The following is a 24,334-nucleotide window of genomic DNA, read 5'->3' as shown; positions in this document are numbered from 1 at the left end:
TAACGAAGGATGCCCGTTGAATTCGCATGGTCGGAATTTGCAGCTGCTCGCACACGAGGCTGCAGCTTGGTTCTGGCCACTAATATCCAACCTTTCTTGTTGTGTCGGCTCAAGCTCTGTCGCGGCAAGGCCTACGTGAAATAAGGAATTCAGACATGTCGTTCGCAAACGTGCATCAGGCAGCGATGAAGCAGCAAAGCCGGAAAGGTCGCTGCCTACATTTCAGTGATGGACTGCAATGTAACGAGATCATCTCGGCCCACTCGATACAGAAGCGGGGGCAACTGGGCCTGATTGCTGAATCTGGTCACGTTTATCGACTCAATGCAGATCTGTCGACGCTGAAGGAAACAGGAGGCAAACCCCTGCCAAAAAAAATTGGAGTGAATCGCGCGTCGACCTTTCCCGGGATGTGCAAGCAGCACGATAACAAGCTTTTTGCACCCATTGATGACCGCCCGCTGGCTATCGATCACCATCAGGTGGCGCTGTACGCATACCGCAGCATCTGCCGAGAATATTTTGTCAAAGAGAACGCATCGATCTCTCTCACTGAAATGCTCGGGCACCCAGGACTGACTTCCGAACAGAGCCAGTTGCTGGCCGGTGCTGCCTATGGACAGTCCCTAGGGTTTGAACGGCTCAAACGACATAAGCTCATCTACGATGGCTGCCTCGCGGCCAACGATTTTACCGGTCTGAAATTCATTGTCTTTGGCTCGACGTCTCGATGCTCGCTCCAAGCCTCGGGGCTTATCTTCCCTGATTTTGATTTTCAAGGTCGTCAGTTACAGGACTTGGGCCCCGAAACCAGAGACTTGGATCTCCTGGTTTTCTTCACAGCCCCCACCGAATATGGATGGGCATTTGTCCTCGCATGGCATGAATCAAGCGATCTAAGCTGCCAGCGATTCACCTACTCCTTGGCGAAATCAGGGCGCGACGGCGGAAAGATTGAGGACATGCTGCTCCGGTTTTCGCTCGCGTGCTGCGAGAACCACGCTATTCGAATCTCCTGGTGGGATTCGCTACTAACGGTTGCGAAAAATCAGGCGATAGATTTCATGGCGGTTATGGCGGATCCGACCTTGGGAGTACGAGCGGACTACCTGGCGACGGGTTGCGAGGGATTGGCGGACTGGTCATTTGACAACGTTCGAGATGTACGGTGATCCGCATGAATGGCCAGAGCACCTTGGGGGAGGGCGCCGCTGGAAAGATGCGCAGGGCAGCGCTCAAAACAGCGGGGCGGTCGATCTTGGAGCCGACAGCACAGGCTCCGAGGCCATAGCTACTGCGTTGCTTCCGTTACGCGCGGGGCACATGGACGTTTCGCAAGCGCTCGAAGTACTGATCACATTCAAGCGCATTAGGAGGCCATGAGCCTTCCCTCGGCATTACAGGTTGGTATCTGATCCCATTCCACTTAATTGGGATCGTTCATCCATGCTTCGACTTCGGTACTCCAATCCTTAGCGCAAAAATCTAGTGTCGGCCAATAGTTCTGTAATTTGCTGTAATCAAGTTTTAATGCCTCCGCCCTGGATTTTTTGTCAATAACGATCCAAGCGGAATACATTCTAACTTTCCAGCTATCCGCGGAGAGCAATACATCCCCAATATCTAGACGCCCCCCTAATCCATAAAATCGCGTATTGAAAAAATCAACTCCAACGCGAGCATAGTTAGGCTGGCGCCGGGCGATTTCGTCAACCATGTGGTATAGCAGACCGATTCCTTGAAAAATTGATCGTTCAATTGACTCTTTTTTTTCTGTGGTGTGTTCTGCCTCTAACACGCGCCCAACATGAGTTTGTAATAGCCGAACATCGATGGAAAAGGTAGGCATGATCTGATCCTAATTTAATATCATGATTATCAGGCTAACAATGGATTTTTGGATGGCGCAAGAGTTTTCGGGTTGACAATTCAAATAAGAAGGTTAGAGAACTGGCCGTTATTAGGCAAAGTCTGCCGTGGATCGGATAAAATTTAAACATAATTACTGCGATGAATGGCTTCCGGAATCAGGATTGCAAACATTCGGCCAGTTACCTCGTGGTTGGCAGCACACTGTCTTTAGCTCAGAATGTACAAACGCGAGCTCTCTTCGTCCGAAGCTGTCCTTGATAGCTCATAGCAGAACAAAACAGATATCGCAGTTTTCTATAATAAAAAACTATGACCGTAAGGATAGAAGAAGAGAGCAGCCCACAAGCAACGGCCCCCTATAAAACAAAAGCCGTCCTATTTATCGCTATAATTATCGTCAATCTATTTATGTAATAATCGAGCGTCGTATCTATCTGATATAAAACGAATCTGCAGATTTTAGGTAAGGCTCCGTGTATTCTTTGTGTTTAATATTCGGCGCCGCGACCCTGAAACTTAATTTTCAATAAACACCTAATTAAACGAATCCTCAATATTCGGCTAATACGCACTAAAGCCGCTCGTCATCGCGACACCTTGGAAACCTTGACATGCAGCTTTGCTCAGCTACCGTAAACTATCGAGCACTTACACAAGTTGTATTGAGCCAAACTCAAAAATTATCACCCAATAAACACGTACAAACAATAGAGGACTTAATTTAAAAAGAAACTCATTAGGCGCACTTTTAAGACAAAATCACCAGATGAGTTATCCAACATTTATCACAATCACTCTCGATTCGAATGCGACATTCAGGGCCACAATCACTTGGAGACGACGATGGCTAATTTCATTGATAAGGCAGCCGATGATGCCGCAACAATATTGTTTCTTTCGGGTACAGAGGTCGATTACTCGATATTGAAGGAGGTTCTGGCGGGATGCCTTGGCTATGAATCTTTCAGTGCGCTAGAAAACGACGAAAATAACCTCGAACTCCCATACCATCTTGAGGATGCTGAGGCACTGGTGATAAACGTGGCTAGGGGAGCAGTGCGCGCTACCCAGCTATTTGGCCAATCCGAACCCATCATGGCAGCTTGTATAGGCGCCATTGAACGCACCTGTCAAATCTACCCGCAGCCCAAATTGGTTTCGCCTTCGAGTGGCTTTTCGGCTGACGCTAAAGCCTCCGGAATATCGGTTTATCTCGGGCTCGAGGACTTTTACTCCCGCCACGGTATCAACGCTATAAGGCGCTCCCTAGCCGCTAATGAAGATCTTGCCGTGAAGTTTGGTGAAGGCTGGATGGCGGTTGGCCGTTTTTGTGTGTCCAATACTCTTAGCCACTGCGTGACCGAGAACTTCTGGTGTGCTAGCGAGTATTGGACACTAAGGGGTGACTGTACCTGGCAACGTCCAGGCCACCCCGGGTGCTCAATTGACGGGCTGATCACGTATGCGAGAGCGGGGCGGACGGGACTGATCTTTGACTCGCAAGACTTCAACGTGGGCAACACCCATAAGCTCACTGTGAAGCTTAAAATTTTCACCCCTGAAATTTTCGTCCAGAGAAAGGACGGCTCAATGCACCAACCTCAAATTGCGCTCATCTACGACCCCATATCCCAGTGCATTTTGGCAAGTGCGGTATCCGTTGAGGGCGACACTACGCAATTGGCAATGGGTGCCATTCAGGATTCATTCCGGGGATCCAGGGCTAGCGGCGCTGCGGGACAATCAGAGATCCGCCAATTCGTACTAGACACCGTTGAAATGGTAGACAGGCGCGATATCAGAGCGATGAGTGAACTCTGTAAGCAGTTGGGCATTGTTGTTGAGCCTGCGCGAACAAGGTATGCAGGACGCACGGAGCGCTTCATCTCATCGATGAACAAGCGCATTGTTAATCACTTAGGCGACAGTGCGAAGTCGCCCACGGTACTTTCACTAGACCAGGCAATTGACTGCGTGGCGAATCTGAAAGTGCAGTACAACAACACCGTCCGTGTCGATGTTCCAGAAACCCCCATTCAAAGCCGGAAGCGTTACCTCAAATCCTGACTCTTCACTATCCGTGGCGCCGCGCCAGCTAGGTTTTTGCAATGCACTTATGAAAATGCCTCGCTGGCTTGGCGCGATCGTCCAACGGAAACGAACGAGCCATGCGTGGAAGGTCTGACAGCGCCAAGGGCGCTCCACACCGAATCAAACCTTTGGATTTATTAATGCGTAACTCGAATTGCACCACATCCGGGTCACCATGCATCGTGTTAGCAATCGCGGCAATATTAGGGTTGTGGGGCAGGGGATTGAGCTCATTCCAATCCGAATGCCCCAGCCTCAACTGATTTTCCTACCGGCCAAGCCGCCGGCCGGGAACCCTATAATCGCTCCCCAAACCCAGCAACTCCCGAGCTAACACTGCAAGCGGAGCGCGCAGGCGTGAGGATGGATGCCCGCCAGGGTCAAGACACGCGCAGGGCGCGGGCTTGATTCACGACAGCCGCGCTCGAAGAGCCACGCCCATCGTTACTTCTTCTGCCAATGAGTTCGACACGGAGGGCCGTGCAGCTTCACATTGTCAGATGTAGGCGCCCCGTGAATATCATCGAGACCACCTATGAGTGGTCGGTTTTTTACAGGCGAGTTCCAGATTCGCACGTGCCGAACGCCTCACTTGGCTGAACGTCAACTGGGCGAGTTTTGCCGCGGTTTCTGCTGCGTCTAGCAATGTCTCATCATTCCTTGCAGCATCAGCAATAGCGACCCGATGTCGCCGAATCATGGTCTGGACACCTTCGCTAGCCATGACTTTCGAACTCTGAGTTTCCGTCAACGTGCAGACATCAGGGAGCGCACCTCCGGTTGGCAGTCCTCGAGATTCAACATAATCCTTCAAAATCCCAATGAACTGGGTGCAGAGCGGGCGCTCAGTTTCCAGAGGTGCCCCCGGGTTATCAATGTATACCCAGGAACTGCAGCGAGGCGGATCAACAGGTTCGGGCGGGTGCTGGTAAGTCATAAATTGGCTGAGCAAACCTACGTGCTGGCCGTCCCGAGACAAGCCGGATAGCGGAATAGTCGTGAATCTGGCCACCGCGAGCATGAATCGGCACATCTCGTACTCAGGACTGGTTAGGCGCCAGCGTTCGAGGTGTGCGAAGAGCCAATCCATTTCGAGGGGCGATAGATTGGCAGCGTCCAAGGCCTTATCAGACGGGGTTTCAGGAGGCTTGGCCATCACAGGAGCCGGCTGTTTTCGAACGCCGATACGCCACAAATATTGGAGAAAATGGAAAGTAACTCCATGGACTTGGCGCATCACCGTGCTGACGATCGGGGCCTTGGGGTCGGGTCGGTAACATGGGCGCCAGCTCGGATTGATTGGCTGATTTGTGAGAGCCGGATAGCCACTGAGCAAGAAGCGAAATCCAGCCGGACTCTGAGCGACCCAATTGTCGTCAGGCTGTTTTATAAAGTGTAGAAATCGCGTCAGGCTCTCGGTATCCCACTCGGTCATGGGCCGCCGGTCAACCAGGAAACTCCAGTTCAGGGCCATATGCAGCACAGAGGTGTAGTCGCTGTATCGACCTGCCCAAGGTGTTTGCTTGATTTGCATCGATTCGAGGATGAAATCCGCCGCGTGACGGCACATTTCGACTGGGCGGCAGGACGGGTCAATGTCGGATAACCGTCGCAGAACATGGATGTTTGCGGGGAAATCCATGCCTTCGTCTAAGCAGCGAACGAACACCCACATCGTAGGGAAAATGGGGAACGGGTTTGACGTCCAGTTCATAAGAAATGCACGTTTTGTGAGCTCAGGAAAAGTGTAGTTCGGAGAACTCAATGTGGCCGACGTAGGACTCGCCGTGATTATTTTGGAACGGTGATCCGCGGAAATGCTTTGATGCGGTGTCGAAGTCTTCGTCGATAAACGATCGCGAGATGCTTCAACTTATTGGCAAGAGATGCTTACGCCGGCGAGCAGATGTCGATTGTTACTTGTCGCTTGTCGGCCGATGGAGATCCGTCGATGGGTGGATGTTTGGCAGATCAAGGGAAGGAGTATGATCAATCGACTGGAGATTCTCGGGGCTGAGATTTCACGCCCAGAGCATCCAGTATCAAAAAACGATTCTGAAGACACAGGATCGAGCAGAAAAGGGCAAGCCTATGAATTCTCAAAGGTTCTTGCGTCCAGATTTAGAAATTTTCCGTCCAGTAATTACGAAAGGCTGACACATGAACATCTATGACATAGCCTGTCGTTTAACATAATATACATTACACGTAACAAGATGTTTCTGGATTAGCCCGGTTGCACGCCAGATTTCAATCCAGCGTATTCCCCCAAAACCTCACTTTTCAAAACCTCGGCCTTGCCTGCAATTGGCGACCTTCAATCAGTATCCCGCGTCAGCTTTTCAATCAGCATCCGGTGCTGTGGAAATCGCGCAATCAGTTTGCGTCGATCACCCATCTCCATGTCCGCAAAATCAAATCCCGGCGACACGGCCTCGCTGATCAAGCCAAATCCATGTTCTCCCTCGAGCAATCGCGAAGCTTTCCAGATTCCGCCAGGCACGTGCATTTGCAGATGCTGTCCCGCCAGAATGTCGTTGCCCATTACCAGCGTCTCCAGCGAGCCGTCAGCATGGATCATGCTGTACTCGATGGGATCGCCCAGATGGAAAAAATGCACAATGTCGGAATGATTGAAATGAAACTGGCCCACTGGTGATTGTTCGGTCAACAGGTAGTAAATCGAGGTCATCAGGTACCGTGGGCCACCGTCGGTATCGAGCATCTCTCTATGATCGGCCTGATAGGTTCTGCGAAAGTAACCGCCTTCCACGTGAGATTGCAGATCCAGCGCCTGAATCAAGGCCTGTGCGTTTACTGTGCGTTGAGACATGCTCTGCTCCGGTGGATGGCGGCGTATTTTACGATAGCTCTACTAAACGGCTATTTAGTGTAGTTAACAGTAGATCGCTGAATTTAGAAGATTTTACCCTCCTTTTAAGCGACCCTTTTACTCAAGAAAGCAATTCAGAAATCCACCGTTGCCGATAGCAGATAAGTCCGTGGCGTCGAAAGCGTCAAACCGGGTTCACTGTCATCTGATGCGCCCGCCGAACTCCAATAGCGTTTATCCAATACGTTCTCGACATTGGCGCGTACGGTGATGGTCTTGTCGTCCAGTTTAAAGGCGTAACGCGTCCCCACGTCGAATCGCTCCCATGAGTCGATTTCCTTCTGGTTGGACTGATCCAGATACTGCGAACTCGAATAGATTCCGCGCCCGGTCAGCGTCAGCCCCTGCACATTGGGTACATCCCACTCTGCGCCGAGATTGACGTTGTATTTAGGGGTCGCGGGCGCGCGGTTACCGTCAAAGGTTCCATTGGTGGTCTGGGTCAGTTCGCTGTCGATGTACATCACGCCGCCGAGCAATCGAAACCCTTTGAACGGCTCGCCGAACACACTCAATTCCACACCATCGTTTTGTCGTTTGCCGTTCGGGCCGAAGACTCGTGTCGAGGCGTTGGTTTCGTACGCAGGCTGCTTGATCCGAAACACAGACGCTGTCAGCGCATACGAACCCGCGTCATATTTGGCCCCGACTTCGACTTGTCGGCTGATAAAAGGCGGGAAGATTTCATCCTCGTTGATCGACGTCGATGGCGCAATTTTCCCTTGGCTGAGGCCTTCCATGTAGTTGGCGTAGAGCGACAGCTTTTCCGTCGCCTTGAACAGAATGCCGCCCGATGGCGAGAGTTTTTCTTCGTCATAGGCTGTGTCGCCCTTCACATCATCGCTCCAGTCGTCGACTTGAACCCTTTGCCAGCGGGCGCCGAGGGTCAGCAACAGGCGATCATCGAAGAACCCCAGCGTATCGGACAGTGCTACGCCGCTGAAGCGGTTTTCCGTGTAGACCCTGGCGTCGTAGCGTGTTGGCGTGCGCGGCTTTGCGGTTTCCACCGGGTCATACAGATTGCTGCGCCCTGCTGCATACCGCGCGCCGCCATTTTCGAAATCCATGTAGAAGTAGCTGGCCGCCAGATTGACCTCGTGGCTGACTGAACCGGTATGGAACCAGTTGCGCACACCTGCCGTGGCAGTCCGGACATTTTCGTCACGGGTAAAATCCCGCGGTTGAACGCTGAAGTCGCCGGCGTCGTTGGTCACCGACACCGCATGCCGAAGGAAATCGTGGTTACTTTTACGGGCGCCGACGCCGCCATACAACATGACCGAATCGCTGACGTCGAACTCGCCATTGAGCGTGCCAAACGTATCTTTGGTTCGCGCCTGGCTCCAGGGTTGCGCGTAGTTGTCGCGCACATCATCAGCATCCGGAACTTTAGCGTTTGCACCGACCTGCACACGTTCTTGCGGTGCATCGGTATCGCGCTCGGTGTGACCGATATCGGTGGAAAGCCGCAGGCGCTCACCGCGAAAATCCAGGCCCAGCACTGCCATGTCGCGATCGACGCTCTGGTGATCCCATTCAGTGTCACCCGATTGTTTGACGCCGTTGAAACGCAGGCCGAACTGGTTGTCCTCACCAAAGCGACGGCCGATGTCGACGGCGCCGCCGAGCTGATTGTTCGAGGCGTAACTGGCCGTCAGCGATGTATTCGGCTGATCGCCGGCGCGCTTGGGCACCACGTTGATCCCCCCTCCTACACTGCCCCGCGGCGAAATGCCGTTGATCAGTTGGCTCGGGCCCTTGAGGATATCGACGCGCTCGGCCATTTCCATGTCGATCGTATAAGTGGGCAGAACCCCGTAGAGCCCGTTGTAGGAAACATCGCTGTTGAACAAGCTGAAACCGCGGATGGTGAATTGCTCATAACGGCCGCCTGCGGGGTTGGTCGCGCGCACCGAGGGATCGCTGGCGATCAGATCGCCCAGAGTGCGGGCCTGCTGGTTTTTCACCGTTTCGCTGGTGTAGGTGGTCATGCTGAACGGGGTCTCCATGAAATCCCTGGAACCCAGCAGTCCTTGCGATCCCCGGCGCGCCACCTGGCCACCGGCAAAAGAATCCGTGCTACCCGTCGATCCAAGAATCGACGTGGCTGCCAGTTCCAGACTGCCGCCGTCCGGCGCTGGAATGACTGTGTAAGCACTCTCGCCCGCCGGTTGCAGCTGTAGACCGGACCCCTGCAACAACCGGGTGAAGCCCTCCTCCACGCCGAACTCACCCGACAAACCATTGCTGTTGCGCCCGCTGACCAGGGCCGGATCTACCGACAGATTGACCCCGGCCAGTCCGGCAAAACGGGTCAGCGCCGCACCCAGGCTGCCGGCAGGCACCTGATAACCGCGCCGGTCGGCGCTTTCCGCCCAACTGCAGGGGATCAACACAGGGCTGGCACTCAGGCTCAACAAAAGGCTCAACTGCAACAACGGACGCAAACGACCTGGAAATACTGCAGGCATAGGAACAAGCTCTCGATTGGGTTCACTTGCCTGGAATGACCAGCGAGGCGAAAAAAAGGGACAGATCTCAAGCTGTTTTTTTAGACTGAGAGGGATTTCGCGGAACGAGAGAGACCCAAAAGCGCGTGCGCTTCTGCACGTCGATCGGCAGGCTGGCCGCCAATAGCGAGAGCACTTGATCGGTGTTATCCAGGCGAAAACTGCCGGTGATGCGCAGCGACTCCAGCTCCGGATCCCAGCGCAAAACACCTGGGCGATAACGGCTCAATTCGCGCAGAAAATCCCCCAGCGGCTGGTTTTGCGCCATCAATACACCGTCGCGCCAGCTCGGCATCGAGGCGTCAAACGCTCGGACAGCTCCCGCGCCAGAAGTCTGCAGCCTGATCTGCTGGCCCTGATCGAGGATCAGCGCCGGCCCGCTTGACGGTTGCAACTGCACCGAGCCACGGACCACCGACACATTGCAGTCACGCTCATTGAGACGCACGCAAATCTCGCTGTGACTGACGATGATCCGCCCGAACGGCAGATTGATGATCAGCGCTGAGTTGCCTGGTACATCAACGGCCATCTCTCCCCGCACCAGCGTCAGCTGACCGGCGGCAAGATCCAGATTGACGGCGCTGTCGGTATTGAGCTGCAACGAACTGCCATCGGCGAGCGGCAATTTTTTGCGTTCACCGGTGCCCGTCTGCAAATCAGCGCGCCAGACGTCCAGCGGCAGTTGCCGACTGATCAGCCAGGCAGCCGGCACAAGTGCCGCGATACCAAGCGCGCGTTTCAGCACGGCTCGACGCGCTGCGTCCGGACGATCCAGCGTAGCCATGGCCAGCGCAGAAGGCAGTGCGGAAAACCGTTCGCGCAAACGCTGGATTTTCTGCCACGCGTGTTCATGTCGGCTATCGCTGTTACGCCAGGCCTGCAATTGCGCATGATCGTCAGCGCCCGCTTCGCCGGACTCAATCAACGCCAGCCATTGCGCGGCGGCGCGGGCGACCTCGCGGGCTTCATCACTGGGGGCAACGCGCATCAAAGATCCACCAGCAGACAATGCTCGTAGGCCTGCGCCATGTAACGTTTGACGGTGCGCTCGGACACTTGCAGGCGCTCGGCGATTTCGCGGTAACCGAGGCCTTCAAGCTGACTCCACAAAAACGCTCGACGCACTGCTCGGGGCAATCCATCGAGTAACTCATCCAGTGCTTGCAGGGTTTCCAGCAGCAGCCAACGCTGCTCAGGCGATGGCACGCACTCGTCCGGCAGTTGCGCGAGGGCTTCGAGGTAGGCTTTTTCCAGACTGCGACGGGTGTAGAAGTTGCTCAGTAGACGCTTGCCCACGGTCAGCAGATAGGCACGAGGCTCACGCATGTCGGCAATCGGTTGCGCGCTGCACAGCACGCGCATGAAGGTGTCCTGGCTCAGATCCGCCGCATCCCAAGCGTTGCCCATGCGTCGACGCAGCCAGGTTTCCAGCCAGCCTCGGTGATCGCGGTACAGCGCGTGCAGGCTCTGCTCAGATGGCGTGGCGGCTTCAATCATCTCAAGAGACCTTGCGCGAAGTTAGATTCAAATGAGACTGATTCTATTTAACTTCGCTTGGGACAAAAAGATCTTTTTGTCCGTGACGGCAATCTCTAGCGTTTCAGCGTCTCGCTCGGCAGCTCTTTGAACAGCGCCCGATAACTGCTGGAAAACCGCCCCAGATGCCAGAACGACCAGCGCATCGCCACCTCAGCCACGGTGGTTTCCGTGGGCCGGCGCTTGAGCAATTCGCGGTGTGCACTGTTCAGCCGGCGCAGGCGCAACCAGTGACTCGGGGTCATCCCGGTATAGGCTTTGAACGCCTGCTGTAATTGCCGCAACGGCACCCCTGCGACCTTCGACAGTTCGAGCAGATTGACGGTGTCTTCCGGCGAATCCGCCGCCCACTCCCCTACTCGCTTCATGATCATCCGTTCTTCGCTACGCCGCTGTAATCCGCCGCGATCAAGACGGGTGTGTGCGTTGTCGAGGATGAACAGGCAGTCTTCGAGCAACTGCTGAGTCAGTGAGTCTTTATCAAACGGATCAACAGCTTGCGACAACTTCGTGAGAGTTGAGCTTAACCAGCGACTGAACAAGGCGTTCTGCCCGCAGTTAAGCGGCGCCATGAACAATCCTTCGAGTCTCGCCACCTCCAGACCATGCTGACGGACGAATTCCGGGCCGAACACCACGGCAATTTCCTGGTAGTTCTCCGGGGTGATCCAGATGTTGCGGCTGTCTTCGTTGAGCAGATACAGCGCGTTGTCGCTGCGATCGAAACAGAAGGCCAAGGCCCCCGATGGCGCGCTGAACGTCTGCTCGACGCGAGTGTTCATCTGTTCTTCGTAGACCTGCACACCCTCCAGGTCCAGATAGCGGATCTGCCCGGCGAAATGCCCGGGAGACATCTGCTGGTAATGCTGAACCCAACCCGGCGTGGCGCGGATCTGTTCGCTGACATCAGCGGTATTGAAAGCCTGAACCTGTAGCGGATTACACGTTGTCATGGGAGACCTTGCGCACTCTTTTGGTGCGCTTTGGTGCTGCTTAAAGTGGATAGATGGAACTGCAAGGCACGCCCAAGATAGTCGTCAACGCGCCACAGGGGAAGGGGCGGAAGATGAAACCCGACCTCCCCGGCGTCTATAAAACCAATAACGAGGTCTTTATGAATGCCCCTTTCGATCAGCTGTTCACGTGGCTGAAAGATCACAAGATTACCGAAGTTGAATGTGTGGTCAGCGACCTGACCGGCATCGCCCGCGGCAAGATCGCACCGACCAACAAGTTCCTGCATGAGCGAGGCATGCGCCTGCCGGAAAGTGTGCTGCTGCAAACGGTAACCGGGGATTTTGTCGACGACGATATCTACTACGACCTGCTCGACCCGGCCGACATCGACATGGTCTGCAAACCGGTGAGCGACGCCGTGTATGTGATTCCATGGGCGATCGAGCCGACCGCCATCGTCATCCACGACACCTTCGACAAGTTCGGCAACCCGATCGAACTGTCGCCGCGCAACGTGCTGAAGAAAGTCCTGCAGCTGTACACCGACAAGGGCTGGAAGCCGATCGTTGCGCCGGAAATGGAGTTCTACCTGACCCAGCGCTGCGAAGACCCGGACCTGCCGCTCAAGGCACCGCTGGGTCGTTCGGGCCGTGCGGAAAGCGGTCGGCAGTCGTTCTCGATCGATGCCGCCAACGAATTCGATCCGCTGTTCGAAGACGTCTACGACTGGTGCGAGCTGCAAGGCCTTGATCTGGACACGCTGATCCACGAAGACGGCCCGGCGCAGATGGAAATCAACTTCCGGCACGGCGACGCACTGGACCTGGCCGACCAGATCACCGTATTCAAACGCACCCTGCGTGAAGCGGCACTCAAGCACAACGTCACCGCCACGTTCATGGCCAAGCCGATTGGCGACGAACCCGGCAGCGCCATGCACCTGCACCAGAGCGTGGTGGAGATCGCCACCGGCAAGCCGATTTTCGCCAATGCCGACGGCACAATGAGCGAGCTGTTCCGCCATCACATCGGCGGCCTGCAGAAGTACATCCCGAAAGTCCTGCCGATGTTCGCGCCCAACGTCAACTCGTTCCGCCGCTTCCTGCCGGACACTTCGGCACCGGTCAACGTCGAGTGGGGCGAAGAAAACCGCACCGTCGGCCTGCGTGTGCCGACCTCCGGGCCGGAATCCATGCGCGTGGAAAACCGCCTGCCGGGCGCCGACGCCAATCCGTATCTGGCGATCGCCGCCAGCCTGCTGTGTGGCTACATCGGCATGGTCGAAGGCATCGAGCCGAGTGCCGCCGTCGAAGGCCGCGCCTACGAACGCCGCAACCTGCGCCTGCCGATCACCATCGAAGACGCGCTGACGCAAATGGAAGAGTGCGACACCGTTGCGCGTTACCTGGGCAACAAGTTCGTGCGCGGTTACGTCGCGGTCAAACGCGCCGAGCATGAAAACTTCAAGCGCGTGATCAGCTCCTGGGAGCGCGAGTTCCTGCTGCTGAGCGTCTGACTCCAGCACAAATCCCCTTCCTCCATGGCATGGCTTTTTGTGGGAGGGGGCTTGCTCCCGAAAGCGGTGTATCAGCCAGCTGTAATGTTGGAGGTACCGGCCTCTTCGGGAGCAAGCCCCCTCCCACAAAGAGCAGGGGAACAATGATCCATCTGAAAATCCAGAACCACCCGAAAAACTCCAATAACTCCAAGAGGTGTCGATATGCGTCTATTGAAATCCATGGTTCCCGCCGCGCTGGCGCTGTTGTGCAGCACCGCAGCCCTGGCCCAGCCACAGGTCAGCGTCTACAACTGGACCGACTACATCGGTGAAACCACCCTCGCCGACTTCCAGGCCAATACCGGGATCAAGGTGATCTATGACGTGTTCGACTCCAACGAGACCCTGGAAGGCAAGCTGCTCGCTGGCCGTACCGGCTATGACGTGGTGGTGCCATCCAACCACTTTCTCGCGCGTCAGGTGAAGGCCGGGGCGTTCCTCAAACTCGATCGCGAGCAGTTACCGAACTGGAAAAATCTCGATCCCAAGCTGCTCGAATTGCTTGAGAAGAACGACCCGGGCAACCAGCACTCCGTGCCATACCTGTGGGGCACCAACGGCATCGGCTACAACGTCGACAAGGTCAAGGCTGTGCTCGGCATCGATCACATCGACTCCTGGGCCGTGCTGTTCGAGCCGGAGAATCTGAAGAAACTCACCCAGTGCGGCGTGTCGATGATGGACTCGGCGGACGAAGTGTTCCCGGCGATCCTCAACTACATGGGCATGGACCCACGCAGCGAAAACCCGGAAGACTATAAAAAGGCCGAAGCGAAACTGCTGAGCATTCGCCCGTACATCACCTATTTCCATTCCTCGAAATACGTTTCCGACCTGGCCAATGGCGACATCTGCGTAGCCTTCGGCTACTCCGGCGATGTGTTCCAGGCGGCCAACCGCGCCAAGGAAGCCAAGAACGGGGTGAACATCGCTTACGCGATTCCGAAGGAAGGCGCCAACCTGTGGTTCGACCTGCTGGCGATCCCTGCCGATGCCAGCAACACCAAGGAAGCCCACGCCTTCATCAATTACCTGCTCGATCCGCAAGTGATCGCCAAGGTCAGCGCTTCGGTCGGTTACGCCAACCCGAACCCGGCCGCCAAGCAGTACATGGATCAGGCGCTGGTGAACAATCCCGAGGTCTACCCGTCGCAGGCGGTGCTGGACAAGCTCTACATCTCCTCTACCCCGCCCCAGTCGATCATGCGGCTGATGACCCGGTCCTGGAGCAAAGTGAAGTCGAACAAATGAATCAGTACAGCAAAGAACACGCCCGCTCCTATTACGCAGCTTCGGCCCGGGCCAGTACGCCCTGGCCGGCACTCGACGGTGACTTCACCGCCGATGTCTGCGTGATCGGCGGCGGTTTCACCGGGGTCAACACCGCGATTGAACTGGCGCAGCGCGGGCTGTCGGTGGTGTTGATTGAAGCCCGACGCATTGGCTGGGGCGCCAGCGGGCGCAACGGCGGTCAGTTGATTCGCGGCATCGGTCACGAGGTCGAAGGCTTTGCCCGCTATGTCGGCAATGACGGCGTGCGTTACTTGCAGCGCGCCGGGATCGACTCGGTGGAACTGGTGCGCCAGCGCATCACCGAGAACGCCATCGAGTGCGACCTGCGTTGGGGCTTCTGCGAGCTGGCCAACACTCCGGCGCAATTCGCAGCGTTCAAGGACGAACAGGCCAGCCTCGACGAACTCGGTTATCAACACCAGACCCGTCTGGTCGGCCCGGAGCTGATCCGCCAGCAAGTGGTCAACGCCGACGGCTACGCGGGTGGTCTGATCGACATGGGGTCCGGTCATCTGCACCCGCTGGATCTGGTGCAAGGCGAAGCGCGTCTGGCGGCGTCCCTCGGTGTGCGAATCTTCGAGCAAAGCCCGGTGCTGCAGATCATTCATGGCGAAACCGTTGAAGTGCGCTGCGCCACCGGCAGCGTTCGCGCCGGCAGTCTGGTGCTCGGTTGCAACGCGCATCTGGATGAACTCGAACAGCAACTCAGCGGCAAGGTACTGCCGGCCGGCAGTTACATCATCGCCACCGAGCCGCTGTCCGAGGAACGTGCCGCGCAATTGATCCCGCACAACCTCGCGTTGTGCGACCAGAAAGTCGGCCTCGATTACTACCGGCTCTCGGCGGATCGACGCCTGCTGTTCGGCGGCGCCTGTCATTATTCCGGGCGCGATCCGGCGGACATCGCCGCCTACATGCGCCCGAAGATGCTCAAGGTCTTCCCGCAACTGGCGGACGTGCGCATCGACTATCAATGGGGCGGCAAGATCGGCATCACCGCCAACCGCTTCCCGCAGGTCGGCCGGCTCCAGCAGCAGCCGAACGTGTTCTACGCTCAGGGTTACTCCGGGCACGGCCTCAACGTCACGCACTGGTGCGCCAAGCTGCTGGGCGAAGCGATTCACGCCGGGCACAGTCAGGGCATGGACGTGTTCAGCGCGGTGCCGCACATGACTTTCCCCGGCGGCCCGGCCCTGCGTTCGCCGCTGCTGGCACTGGGCATGTTCTGGTATCGCCTGCGCGAAATCCTCGGCTAACGCTCGCCCCTGTAGGAGCTGCCGAAGGCTGCGATCTTTTGACCTTAAAAACCAAGATCAAAAGATCGCAGCCTTCGGCAGCTCCTACACGTAACCTTATTTGCTCTATGGCCAAGCACTTCTATATTGATGAAGTGCTTTTGCGTTCCTGACGCTCAGCATCCACAAAACCGAGGAGGACATGGATGAAGTCGTCAGCCGCCGATGAGCCACGAGCACCGGGCCAAGCGCCGATCAAGACGCGTCGCTTCAGTATTTCACTGGTGTGGATCGTGCCGATCGTCGCGGTGCTGGTCGGTATTTCGCTGGTGGTGCACAACCTGATGCAGGAAGGCCCGACCATCGTCGTCAACTTCAAGACCGGCAGCGGCCTGACCGCCAACAAAACCGAAGTCAAATACCGCAATGTGGTGATCGGTCAGGTGACGGATGTCGAGTTGAGCGGCGATCAGAAGAGCGTCGACGCCACGATCAAACTGGCCAAGCAGGCCGAAACCTTTACCCGCGAAGACTCACACTTCTGGGTCGTGCGCCCGCGCATCGGCGCTGGTGGTGTGTCGGGCATCGACACCCTGCTCTCCGGCGACTACATCGGCGCCGACATCGGCCAGTCCGACAGCCGCGCCAAACACTTCAAGGGCCTGGAGAACCCGCCCCCGATCACTTACGGCGAACCGGGCAAGCGTTTCATGCTGCATGCGCCGGATCTCGGCTCGCTGGACATTGGTTCGCCGGTTTACTACCGCAAGATTCCGGTCGGTCAGGTGGTTACTTACACCCTCAATCCCGAGGGCAAAGGCGTGGACATCGAGGTGTTCATCCATTCGCCGAACGACGCGTTCGTCACCGAAAACACCCGGTTCTGGAACGCCAGCGGCATCGACATCAATGTCGGCGCCAACGGCTTTGCGGTGAAGACCGAATCGCTGTCGACCATGCTGGTCGGCGGCATTGCCTTCCGTGCGCCGGATTACAGCCCCAACGACGTTGCTGCCACGGACGACAAAGACTTCGAGCTGTTCGCCGATCAGCAGACCGCCCTCGCCCCGCCCAATGGCAAAGCGCAATACATGGTGCTGCGTTTCGAGCAGTCCTTGCGCGGGCTCAAGGTCGATGCGCCGGTGGAATTTCTCGGCATGGAAATTGGCCGGGTGGTCGGCATCAATCTCGATTTCGACGCTAAAAAACGCAGCTTCCCGCTGAACGTCGGCATCGTCATTTACCCGCAGCGCCTCGGTCAGGCCTACAAAAAAATGCTCACCGAATTCAAGCACGATCCCGACGACGAAGCCGCCGGCATTCGTTTGCTCGGTACCTTCGTCGACAACGGTCTGCGCGCCCAGGCCCGCAGCGGCAACCTGCTGACCGGGCAACTGTACATTGCGCTGGATTTCTTCCCGAAAGCCGAGAAAGTCGCCTTCGACGCGACGGCCCGGCCGGTGGTCTTGCCAACCGTGCCCGGCAGCCTCGAACAGTTGCAGGAAAAACTCGAAGCCGTGGTCGACAAGCTCAACAAACTGCCGGTCGAACGGATTGCCGGCAACCTCGACAGCAACCTCGTCGAGCTGCGCAAAGGCCTGACCCAGTTCAACGCGAAAACCCTGCCAAGCGTGCAGACCACCCTGGCCGACGTCAGCAAGACCTTGCAATCCGCCAGTTCGACCCTGGCCGAAGATTCGCCGCAGCGCGAGAAACTCACCGAGACCCTCGACGAACTCGGGCGCATGTCGCGTTCGCTGCGTGAGCTGTCGGATTATCTCGGTCGCCATCCGGAATCGCTGATTCGCGGTCGTCCCGACAACGCGGCGCCGCTGGATCTGAAAGGACCGCCGCGCAATTGAGCACAGGAGCTCCCCCATGGCTTTACCGCTGAAGATCACCCTGCTCGCTGCGTTCATGCTGTTGGGCGCCTGCCGCAGCGAGCCGATCAACTTTCACACCCTGACCCCGGTGCAACTGCCGGCGTCCCGCTCGGGCGCGCAGATTCCGATCGAGGGGATCAGCGTGCCGCCACAAGTCGACCGCCCGCAAATCGTCATCCGCCAGGGCAACAATGGCCTGGCGATTCTGGAAACCCAGTGGTGGGGGGCGAGTCTGGCGGATGAGCTGCGCAGTGCCTTGAACGATCAACTGAGCAATACCGGCAGTCGCGGCAACGTCTCGGTGCGCATCGATGTGCAGCGTTTCGACTCGATCCCCGGCCAGTACGGGCTGATCGACGTCAAATGGCGCCTGCGTCCCAGCGGTGCGGCGGACAATGCTCTGCTGACCTGCCATTCAACCTTGCAAACTCCGTCCGGCCCGAGCATCGACGACCTGGTGGCCGCGCAACAGAACAACGTCAAACGCCTGGCTGCCCTGATCAATCAGGCGGCGGGCAATTCTCGCGTCTGCCCTTCGGCCTCCTGAGCCGCCGACAGCGTGACGGTGAAACGGCAGCCGTTGGGTTCGCGAGTCACCAACTGAACCTGCCAGCGCTGATGGCTGCAGATCCGCTGCACCAGCGACAATCCCAACCCAAGACCTTCACCGCGCTGTTCGTCACCGCGCACGAATGGCTGGAACATCGCGTGACGTTTCTCTTCCGGAATACCGATGCCGCTGTCCTCGACCACAAAGCTGTCCTTGAGCAGGGTCAACCTTACAAAGCCCTGATCAGTGTAGTGCCAGGCATTGCGCAGCAGATTGCCCATGACCGACTGCAAGAACGTCAGGTCATAACGCGTGCTGCCCGCCAGTTGCGGCTCGTAGATGAATTCCAGGCCCTTTTCACGAATCAGTCGCCCCCAGATTTCCACCTGGGCGTCGGCGATCGATTTGAGTGTGCAGGTGGATTCGGTGCCAAGCTCTTCCGGCTTGCGCGCCAGCATCAAGAAAGTTTCGACCAGTTGGCGCATTTCAGCGCTGGCCCGGGCAATGCGTTTGACCTGCTGAGTGGAACGCTGATCCAGCGAGGGGTTGGCCAGCAACAGCTCGCAGGAGCTGGCCAGAATCATCAACGGTGTGCGCAGTTCATGACTGACATCACTGGTGAAGAGTTTTTCGCGGTTAAGGGTTTCGCGTAACCGGCCGAGTGTCTGGTCGAAAGACAGGGCCAGCTCCCCTACTTCATCATCGGCGTAATCCGGATGCAGGGCCGGCGCCAGCGCGATCAACTGATCACGATGCCGCACCTGCCCCGCCAGGCGAATCACCGGCGCCATGACCTGCCGCGCCAGCAGCCTGCCGAGCGCAACCGCCAGGATGACGCTGAGGATGAACCCGACTATCACCACCACGAACAGCAAGTGCTCGCGTTGTTCGAAGCTTTCCTGATTGCGCAGCAACACATACTTGCGTCCGCCGACTGCCTCGACCATCGCGTAAAAGTCATCACCGTTGAAGGTGATCTCCTGAAAACCCTGGGGCAGTGCTGCCAGTTGCGGCGTCAGCGCCATGGGCCCCGGGCCGTTTTCGAAAAAAAACAGTTCGCTCTTTTCCGGCTCGTGGCGCCACTGGTTGATGTCGTCCATCGCCAACAACCGGCGCAGCCCACCGCTGAGGGCGGTCATGGTCAACTTGTGCTCCACGACATGCACGGTAGCCACAATGCCCATCGCGAAGACACCGGCCACCACCGCGCTCATCAAGGCGAACACAATCACGATCCGATTGGCGAGGCTTTGCTTGAGGTCCATCCGGTTCAATGACTCCAGTGCTGATGTCGGGGGCTGAAAGCAGCTGCGCCACGACGTTATCCAAAGTCGCAGCTTCGCCTCCACTGGCGCCATTGTTAAGTGGCCAAAACAAACAAAACGACTATTTGAGTTTAGTTATCAAATAGACTTTTCCGCTAATACCTGCGCTTCTCTCGCAAATTTTTCACATGTTCTTCACTGCCCCGCCACGACTCTGAACGTAGTGTTCAGCAGCCATTCAAGCAGATCCCCGTAAAGTAACTAATCTCCTGGAGCTTACGTTGCACTTTGCGTGTTGACTGAATGGAACTCGGGAATGACAAGGGGCAACGTTGTGGTTGAATTAGTACAAGTACAATCAGCGTCCAAGCGATGGGACCTGTCTCGTCCGCGCACCTGGGCAATCATTGCCGTCGGTTTGCTGCTGATCGCACTGATTTGCGGCTTCGTCTGGATGCAACGTTCGCCCGCCAACCTGCGCTATGCGAGTGCGTCGGCTACCCAGGAATGGGTGAAGGCCTGGCAGGCCGGTGAGGTCGTCGCACTGGTGCGACATACCGAACGTTGCGACCGCTCGACCAATCCCTGTCTGGGGCCGGCGGACGGTATCACCCAGGCTGGCAGCATTGCTGCAGCCGACGTCGGCCGTGGCTTTACGCAACTGGGCCTGGAAAAGACCCAGTTCTTCAGCAGCCCGTTGACGCGCACCATGCAGACTGCGCATTACATGCTCGGCCACGATGCCGTGGCGGCGGAATGGCTGGAAACCTGTGGCCCGACGATGCGCAATGAATTGGTGGCGCACAAGACCCCGGGACAGAACATGATTCTGGTAACCCACAGCGGCTGCATTGCCGATTTCGAACGGCAGACCGGTTACCCGCGCGCGGTCGCCGCCGAATATGGCAGCACTGTTTTGGCCCGGATAGATGCGCAAGGAAAACTTGATGTAATCGGCATCATGAATCCCGAAGGCTGGCAACGATTGGCCAAGTAATCATCAAACTTAGTCGAGAACAAACGGCTCGGCCAATGCTCTGGCACAGGGTATTGGCGTGTATGAAATTTGTAATAAGAAATGTTTTTTACTTTCCAGAACTGGAAATATTTCATTTTAAAGCTTGTCTTCCCGAGGAGAACTTAAAGCTGGAAGCAGACCCGTTCTCTGAATGCAGGACACGCCCCTCGGCCGTGCTCGCCTCTGCATTCATTCAACCCAGTGCCGCGCCTGCTACGGAAATCGCCGGGCCGTCACTGAAACGCACACTTTGTACTGCACCAAGGTCCAGTCATGACGTCTGAGAACAAACCGCTGCACCATGCAGCGCTGAATTTGCCGCGCCTCCACCAGAGCTCCCTGATCGAACGCTTTGCGATACCCGGTCTGGTGCTGGCATTCGTGGTGTTTTATCTGCTGCCGCTGATGACTCACGGTCTGTGGATTCCCGATGAAACCCGTTATGGGCAGATCAGCCAGGAAATGCTGCAGAGCGGCAACTGGGTGGCGCCGCACTTCATGGGCATTCGCTACTTCGAAAAACCGATCGCCGGCTACTGGATGATCGCCATCGGCCAAGCGATTTTCGGTGAAAACCTGTTCGGCGTGCGCATCGCCTCGGCACTCAGCTCCGGGGTTAGCGTGTGGCTGGCCTACCTGTTGGCCCGGCGCCTGTGGAACAACCCGCGAATCAGCGCCGCGTGCGCCCTCCTTTATATGAGCTTCGGCCTGATCGCAGGACAAGCCGGCTATGCCAACCTCGATCCGCAGTTCACCTTGTGGGTCAACCTGAGTCTGGTGGCGATCTGGTTTGCCATCGACAGCAACACCCCGCGCGCGCGCCTGGGCGGCTGGGCTTTGTTGGGATTTGCCTGCGGCATGGGCCTGATGACCAAAGGTTTCCTCGCCCTGATGCTGCCGGTGCTGATCGCCCTGCCCTACATGATCTGGCAACGGCGCTTCGGTGAACTGGTGCGTTATGGACTGGTTGCCGTGGCGGTGGCCGCGCTGGTCAGCGTGCCATGGGCACTGGCCGTGCATGCGCGTGAACCGGATTTCTGGCGGTTCTTCTTCTGGCACGAACACATCCGCCGCTTCGCCGCCGGTGAAGACGCACAGCACGCACGACCATGGTGGTTCTACCTGCCGCTGCTGTTTGCGTCCACCTTGCCGTGGGCACTGCTGTTGCCTTCGACGCTGCTGCGTACTTGGCGCGAAAAGCGTGATCCGAAAATCGCCTTCCTCGCCTTGTGGTTCCTGCTGCCGCTGGCTTTTTTCAGCGCGAGCAGCGGCAAACTGCCGACTTACATCATGCCGTGCCTGCTGCCATTGGCTCTGTTGATGGGCTACACCGTGATGAACTGGATAGCTGACCAGAACGGCCGCGTCTTACGCATCAACGGTGTGGTCAACGTAGTGCTGGCCATCGCCGCACTGATCGCGCTGATTTATCTGCAAGCGACCCGTGAAATTTACGAACACACCGAAATGTTCAGCCTGTCGCTGGGCTATATCGTGCTGCTCGGCTGGCTGATTGCCGGATCGCTGCAAGCCTTGCGCCCTCTGGCGCTGTGGGCGATGCCGGCGTTGGGCATCGGCCTGCTCGTCGCATTGCTGCCAGCGGCGATGCCGGCGACCATCGTCAACAGCAAGATGCCGGATCAGTTCATTGCCGAACATCAGCAGGAACTGAGCGAAACCAGCTCGTTGCTGAGTAACGATCTGGGAGCCGCTTCGGCATTGTCATGGCGTTTGCGCCGCCCGCAAGTCGACCTGTTCAACACCGTTGGCGAGCTCAAGTACGGCCTCGATGACCCGGCCATGGCGTCACGCAAGGTCAGCCTCGACGGCGTAGGCGAATGGATGACCGAAGCACGCAAAAAAGGCTCGGTGGGCGTGGTGATGCGCGTCAACAGCACCTCTGACGAGCAACAACTGGAGCTGTTGCCGATAGACGGCAAGCACTACCGCCGTGGGCAGATCGAAATCCTCATCTTCAGCCAGAGCCAGCCATGACCCGGACCAGGACTGAACGGAGGCAATTGCTGCTTCTGCTGGCGGCGACTGCCCTGCTGTTATTGCTCGGCCTGGGCAGTCGCGAGCTGTGGGGGCCGGAGACCCGTTGGGCCAACATCGCCTTGCAGATGCTGCAAAGCGGCGATTATTTCGACCCCTATCTCAAGGGCAGTCCTTATTACGACAAACCGCTGCTGTCGTACTGGCTGATCACCGCCACCTCGTGGTTCACCGGCGGGCTGGGGCATTGGTCGTTGCGCCTGTCATCGGTGATTTCCGCGTGGTTCAGCGTGTGGCTGGTGTATCTGCTCGGCGAGCAACTGTTCCGCAAAGGCACCGGGCTGATCGCCGGCTGGATGCTGGCGACCACCTTCTATTTCGTGTTCTGGGCGCGAGTCGCCACCGCCGACATTCTCACCGTCTGCGGCGTGCTGGCGGCCGTCTGGTGGTACTGGCGCGGCCCGGATGACACCCGGTTCTGGCGCTATGTGGTGTTTTTCGGCTTGCTGTCGCTGACCTCGCTGTTCAAAGGCCTGATCGGTTTCATCCTGCCGGGGCTGGTGCTGCTGCCGCACCTGCTCAGCGAACACCGCTGGAAGCGCCACCTGAACTTGCGACTGTTCGGCGCGCTATTGATCGCCGGGGCGTTTTACATGGCGCCGTTCCTGTTGTCTCACCTCTACGGTGCGCCCAACTACGAACAAAGCGGCCTCGGCCTGGTGCTGCGTGAAAACGTGGTACGGTTTTTCCAGCCGTTCGATCAATTCGGACCGATTTACACCTACTTGATCTACCTGCCGGTCTACACCCTGCCATGGGCGCCGTACTGGTTGATCGCCTTGTGGGTGGCCGCGCGCAACTGGAAGCACATCGAACCGGATACCCGCTGGCTGATTCAAGGGCTTGCGCTGCTGATGCTGTTCTTCACCGCCAGTGGCAGTCGCCGCAGCTACTACGTCTTGCCGCTGGTGCCCTTCGCGCAATTGCTGGGTGCCTGGTGGGTGACCCGGCGCATGGCCGCCCGCAACAGCGAAGGCCGTGGGCTGAAGATCGGCTTCGCTGTCACTACTGTGTTGCTCGCTGCGGTACTGGGTGTGCTTTACCCATGGACCAACAGCGGCGGCGGTGTCATCCGCTTCGGCGAGCAGGTTCGCGAACAGGCCAGTCAGCAGGCACCGTTGAATCAATGGCGCATGGTCATGATCGAGGTCGACAACAAAGTACCGATGTACCTGCAAACCGGTGGTGCACCGTTCTACTACGTGCCGGAAACGATCGAGGACTTCCCGCACAATGGCAACACCGCGACGCTGATCGCCTGGCTGGAAAGGACCAGCGGGGAACATTGGGATCCGCAACGCACGATTTTCGTCGCGCAATACCGTTCCGGTGACGCCGTGCCACTGGATGCGCTGAAGGCTGATCATCAGGTCATCACCACCACCCCGACCCGTGGCGAACAGGTATTCCACGGGCGTGCAGACCAGAGCGTGGCTTACATTCCCCACTCCTGAGCAATGACGTTAAGACAAAAGGAGAGAGTCGCGGTAAATTTGAATGGCAATGACAAGTATTAACGGCTTCTTTGACGTTTTTTTCTCATTTGCCACCCTACATTGCCGCGACTCGACACTTGCAAATCGTTCGCATTGTTTCCTGCGAGGGTTTGCTCATA

The 24,334-nt window shown here is 57.2% G+C and carries 18 protein-coding genes; 10 read left to right on the top strand and 8 right to left on the bottom strand.

The features are described from left to right. Window positions 1-155 precede the first annotated feature (155 nt). Complete coding sequence (locus tag JN524_RS00975; protein ID WP_202368143.1) at window positions 156-1,172, top strand: hypothetical protein; 1,017 nt, start codon at window positions 156-158, stop codon at window positions 1,170-1,172. 254 nt (window positions 1,173-1,426) lie between these two features. Here JN524_RS00975 and JN524_RS00970 read toward each other — a convergent pair whose 3' ends face one another. Further along, window positions 1,427-1,849 carry a hypothetical protein gene (locus JN524_RS00970; RefSeq protein ID WP_202368142.1) on the bottom strand — a complete coding sequence of 141 codons (423 nt, stop codon included), beginning with the start codon at window positions 1,847-1,849 and terminating at the stop codon, window positions 1,427-1,429. 866 nt (window positions 1,850-2,715) lie between these two features. On the opposite strand from JN524_RS00970, the gene JN524_RS00965 reads away from it, so the two are divergent. After that, a complete protein-coding gene (locus tag JN524_RS00965; protein ID WP_202368141.1) occupies window positions 2,716-3,939 on the top strand; it encodes a hypothetical protein in 1,224 nt (407 codons plus the stop codon). Between the two features lie 544 nt (window positions 3,940-4,483). Here JN524_RS00965 and JN524_RS00960 read toward each other — a convergent pair. The 6 genes from JN524_RS00960 to JN524_RS00935 all read right to left on the bottom strand — a co-directional run bounded on the left by JN524_RS00960 (window position 4,484) and on the right by JN524_RS00935 (window position 11,858). Beyond that, on the bottom strand, window positions 4,484-5,677 hold the full coding sequence (locus tag JN524_RS00960; RefSeq protein WP_140669154.1) for a hypothetical protein: 1,194 nt from the start codon (window positions 5,675-5,677) through the stop codon (window positions 4,484-4,486). A gap of 603 nt (window positions 5,678-6,280) precedes the next feature. After that, a complete protein-coding gene (locus JN524_RS00955; protein WP_202368140.1) occupies window positions 6,281-6,796 on the bottom strand; it encodes a cupin domain-containing protein in 516 nt (171 codons plus the stop codon). 134 nt (window positions 6,797-6,930) lie between these two features. Further along, window positions 6,931-9,327 carry a TonB-dependent receptor gene (locus tag JN524_RS00950; protein ID WP_202368139.1) on the bottom strand — a complete coding sequence of 799 codons (2,397 nt, stop codon included), beginning with the start codon at window positions 9,325-9,327 and terminating at the stop codon, window positions 6,931-6,933. A 67-nt stretch (window positions 9,328-9,394) separates the two neighbouring features. Next, window positions 9,395-10,357, bottom strand: coding sequence for a FecR domain-containing protein (locus tag JN524_RS00945; protein WP_202368138.1), 963 nt, complete (start codon window positions 10,355-10,357; stop codon window positions 9,395-9,397). Then, window positions 10,357-10,866, bottom strand: a complete 510-nt coding sequence (locus tag JN524_RS00940) for a sigma-70 family RNA polymerase sigma factor (protein ID WP_096796042.1) — start codon at window positions 10,864-10,866, stop codon at window positions 10,357-10,359. Before JN524_RS00940 ends, JN524_RS00945 begins: the two co-directional genes overlap by 1 nt. Window positions 10,867-10,961: 95 nt before the next feature. Next, the gene (locus tag JN524_RS00935) at window positions 10,962-11,858 is read right to left on the bottom strand and encodes a helix-turn-helix domain-containing protein (RefSeq protein ID WP_103367165.1); all 897 of its coding nucleotides are present in this window, start codon (window positions 11,856-11,858) and stop codon (window positions 10,962-10,964) included. Between the two features lie 161 nt (window positions 11,859-12,019). Between JN524_RS00935 and JN524_RS00930 the strand changes: the two genes are divergently transcribed. The 5 genes from JN524_RS00930 to JN524_RS00910 all read left to right on the top strand — a co-directional run bounded on the left by JN524_RS00930 (window position 12,020) and on the right by JN524_RS00910 (window position 18,378). Continuing rightward, the gene (locus JN524_RS00930; RefSeq protein WP_027611935.1) at window positions 12,020-13,378 is read left to right on the top strand and encodes a glutamine synthetase family protein; all 1,359 of its coding nucleotides are present in this window, start codon (window positions 12,020-12,022) and stop codon (window positions 13,376-13,378) included. 204 nt (window positions 13,379-13,582) lie between these two features. Beyond that, complete coding sequence (locus tag JN524_RS00925) at window positions 13,583-14,671, top strand: polyamine ABC transporter substrate-binding protein (protein WP_202368137.1); 1,089 nt, start codon at window positions 13,583-13,585, stop codon at window positions 14,669-14,671. Then, window positions 14,668-15,969, top strand: a complete 1,302-nt coding sequence (locus JN524_RS00920) for an NAD(P)/FAD-dependent oxidoreductase (protein WP_202368136.1) — start codon at window positions 14,668-14,670, stop codon at window positions 15,967-15,969. Before JN524_RS00925 ends, JN524_RS00920 begins: the two co-directional genes overlap by 4 nt. A 185-nt stretch (window positions 15,970-16,154) precedes the next feature. Beyond that, the gene (locus JN524_RS00915) at window positions 16,155-17,810 is read left to right on the top strand and encodes a PqiB family protein (RefSeq protein ID WP_202368135.1); all 1,656 of its coding nucleotides are present in this window, start codon (window positions 16,155-16,157) and stop codon (window positions 17,808-17,810) included. A gap of 16 nt (window positions 17,811-17,826) precedes the next feature. Next, entirely contained in the window at window positions 17,827-18,378 is a 552-nt protein-coding gene (locus JN524_RS00910; RefSeq protein WP_202368134.1) for a PqiC family protein, read from the top strand. Here JN524_RS00910 and JN524_RS00905 read toward each other — a convergent pair. Next, window positions 18,336-19,646, bottom strand: coding sequence for a sensor histidine kinase (locus JN524_RS00905; RefSeq protein ID WP_202368133.1), 1,311 nt, complete (start codon window positions 19,644-19,646; stop codon window positions 18,336-18,338). The two genes, JN524_RS00910 and JN524_RS00905, sit on opposite strands and share 43 nt — an antisense overlap. Before the next feature lie 316 nt (window positions 19,647-19,962). On the opposite strand from JN524_RS00905, the gene JN524_RS00900 reads away from it, so the two are divergent. From JN524_RS00900 to JN524_RS00890, 3 genes are all read left to right on the top strand, one after another. Further along, complete coding sequence (locus JN524_RS00900; RefSeq protein ID WP_134786358.1) at window positions 19,963-20,643, top strand: histidine phosphatase family protein; 681 nt, start codon at window positions 19,963-19,965, stop codon at window positions 20,641-20,643. A gap of 294 nt (window positions 20,644-20,937) precedes the next feature. Then, entirely contained in the window at window positions 20,938-22,659 is a 1,722-nt protein-coding gene (gene arnT / locus JN524_RS00895; RefSeq protein ID WP_202368132.1) for a lipid IV(A) 4-amino-4-deoxy-L-arabinosyltransferase, read from the top strand. Continuing rightward, the gene (locus tag JN524_RS00890; protein ID WP_202368131.1) at window positions 22,656-24,173 is read left to right on the top strand and encodes an ArnT family glycosyltransferase; all 1,518 of its coding nucleotides are present in this window, start codon (window positions 22,656-22,658) and stop codon (window positions 24,171-24,173) included. The genes arnT and JN524_RS00890 overlap by 4 nt, the downstream gene beginning before the upstream one ends. Window positions 24,174-24,334 lie beyond the last annotated feature (161 nt).

Source organism: Pseudomonas sp. MWU318, assembly GCF_016756945.1.
GTDB classification, from domain to species: domain Bacteria; phylum Pseudomonadota; class Gammaproteobacteria; order Pseudomonadales; family Pseudomonadaceae; genus Aquipseudomonas; species Aquipseudomonas putida_A.
This window is presented reverse-complemented; position numbering and strand designations above follow the sequence as displayed.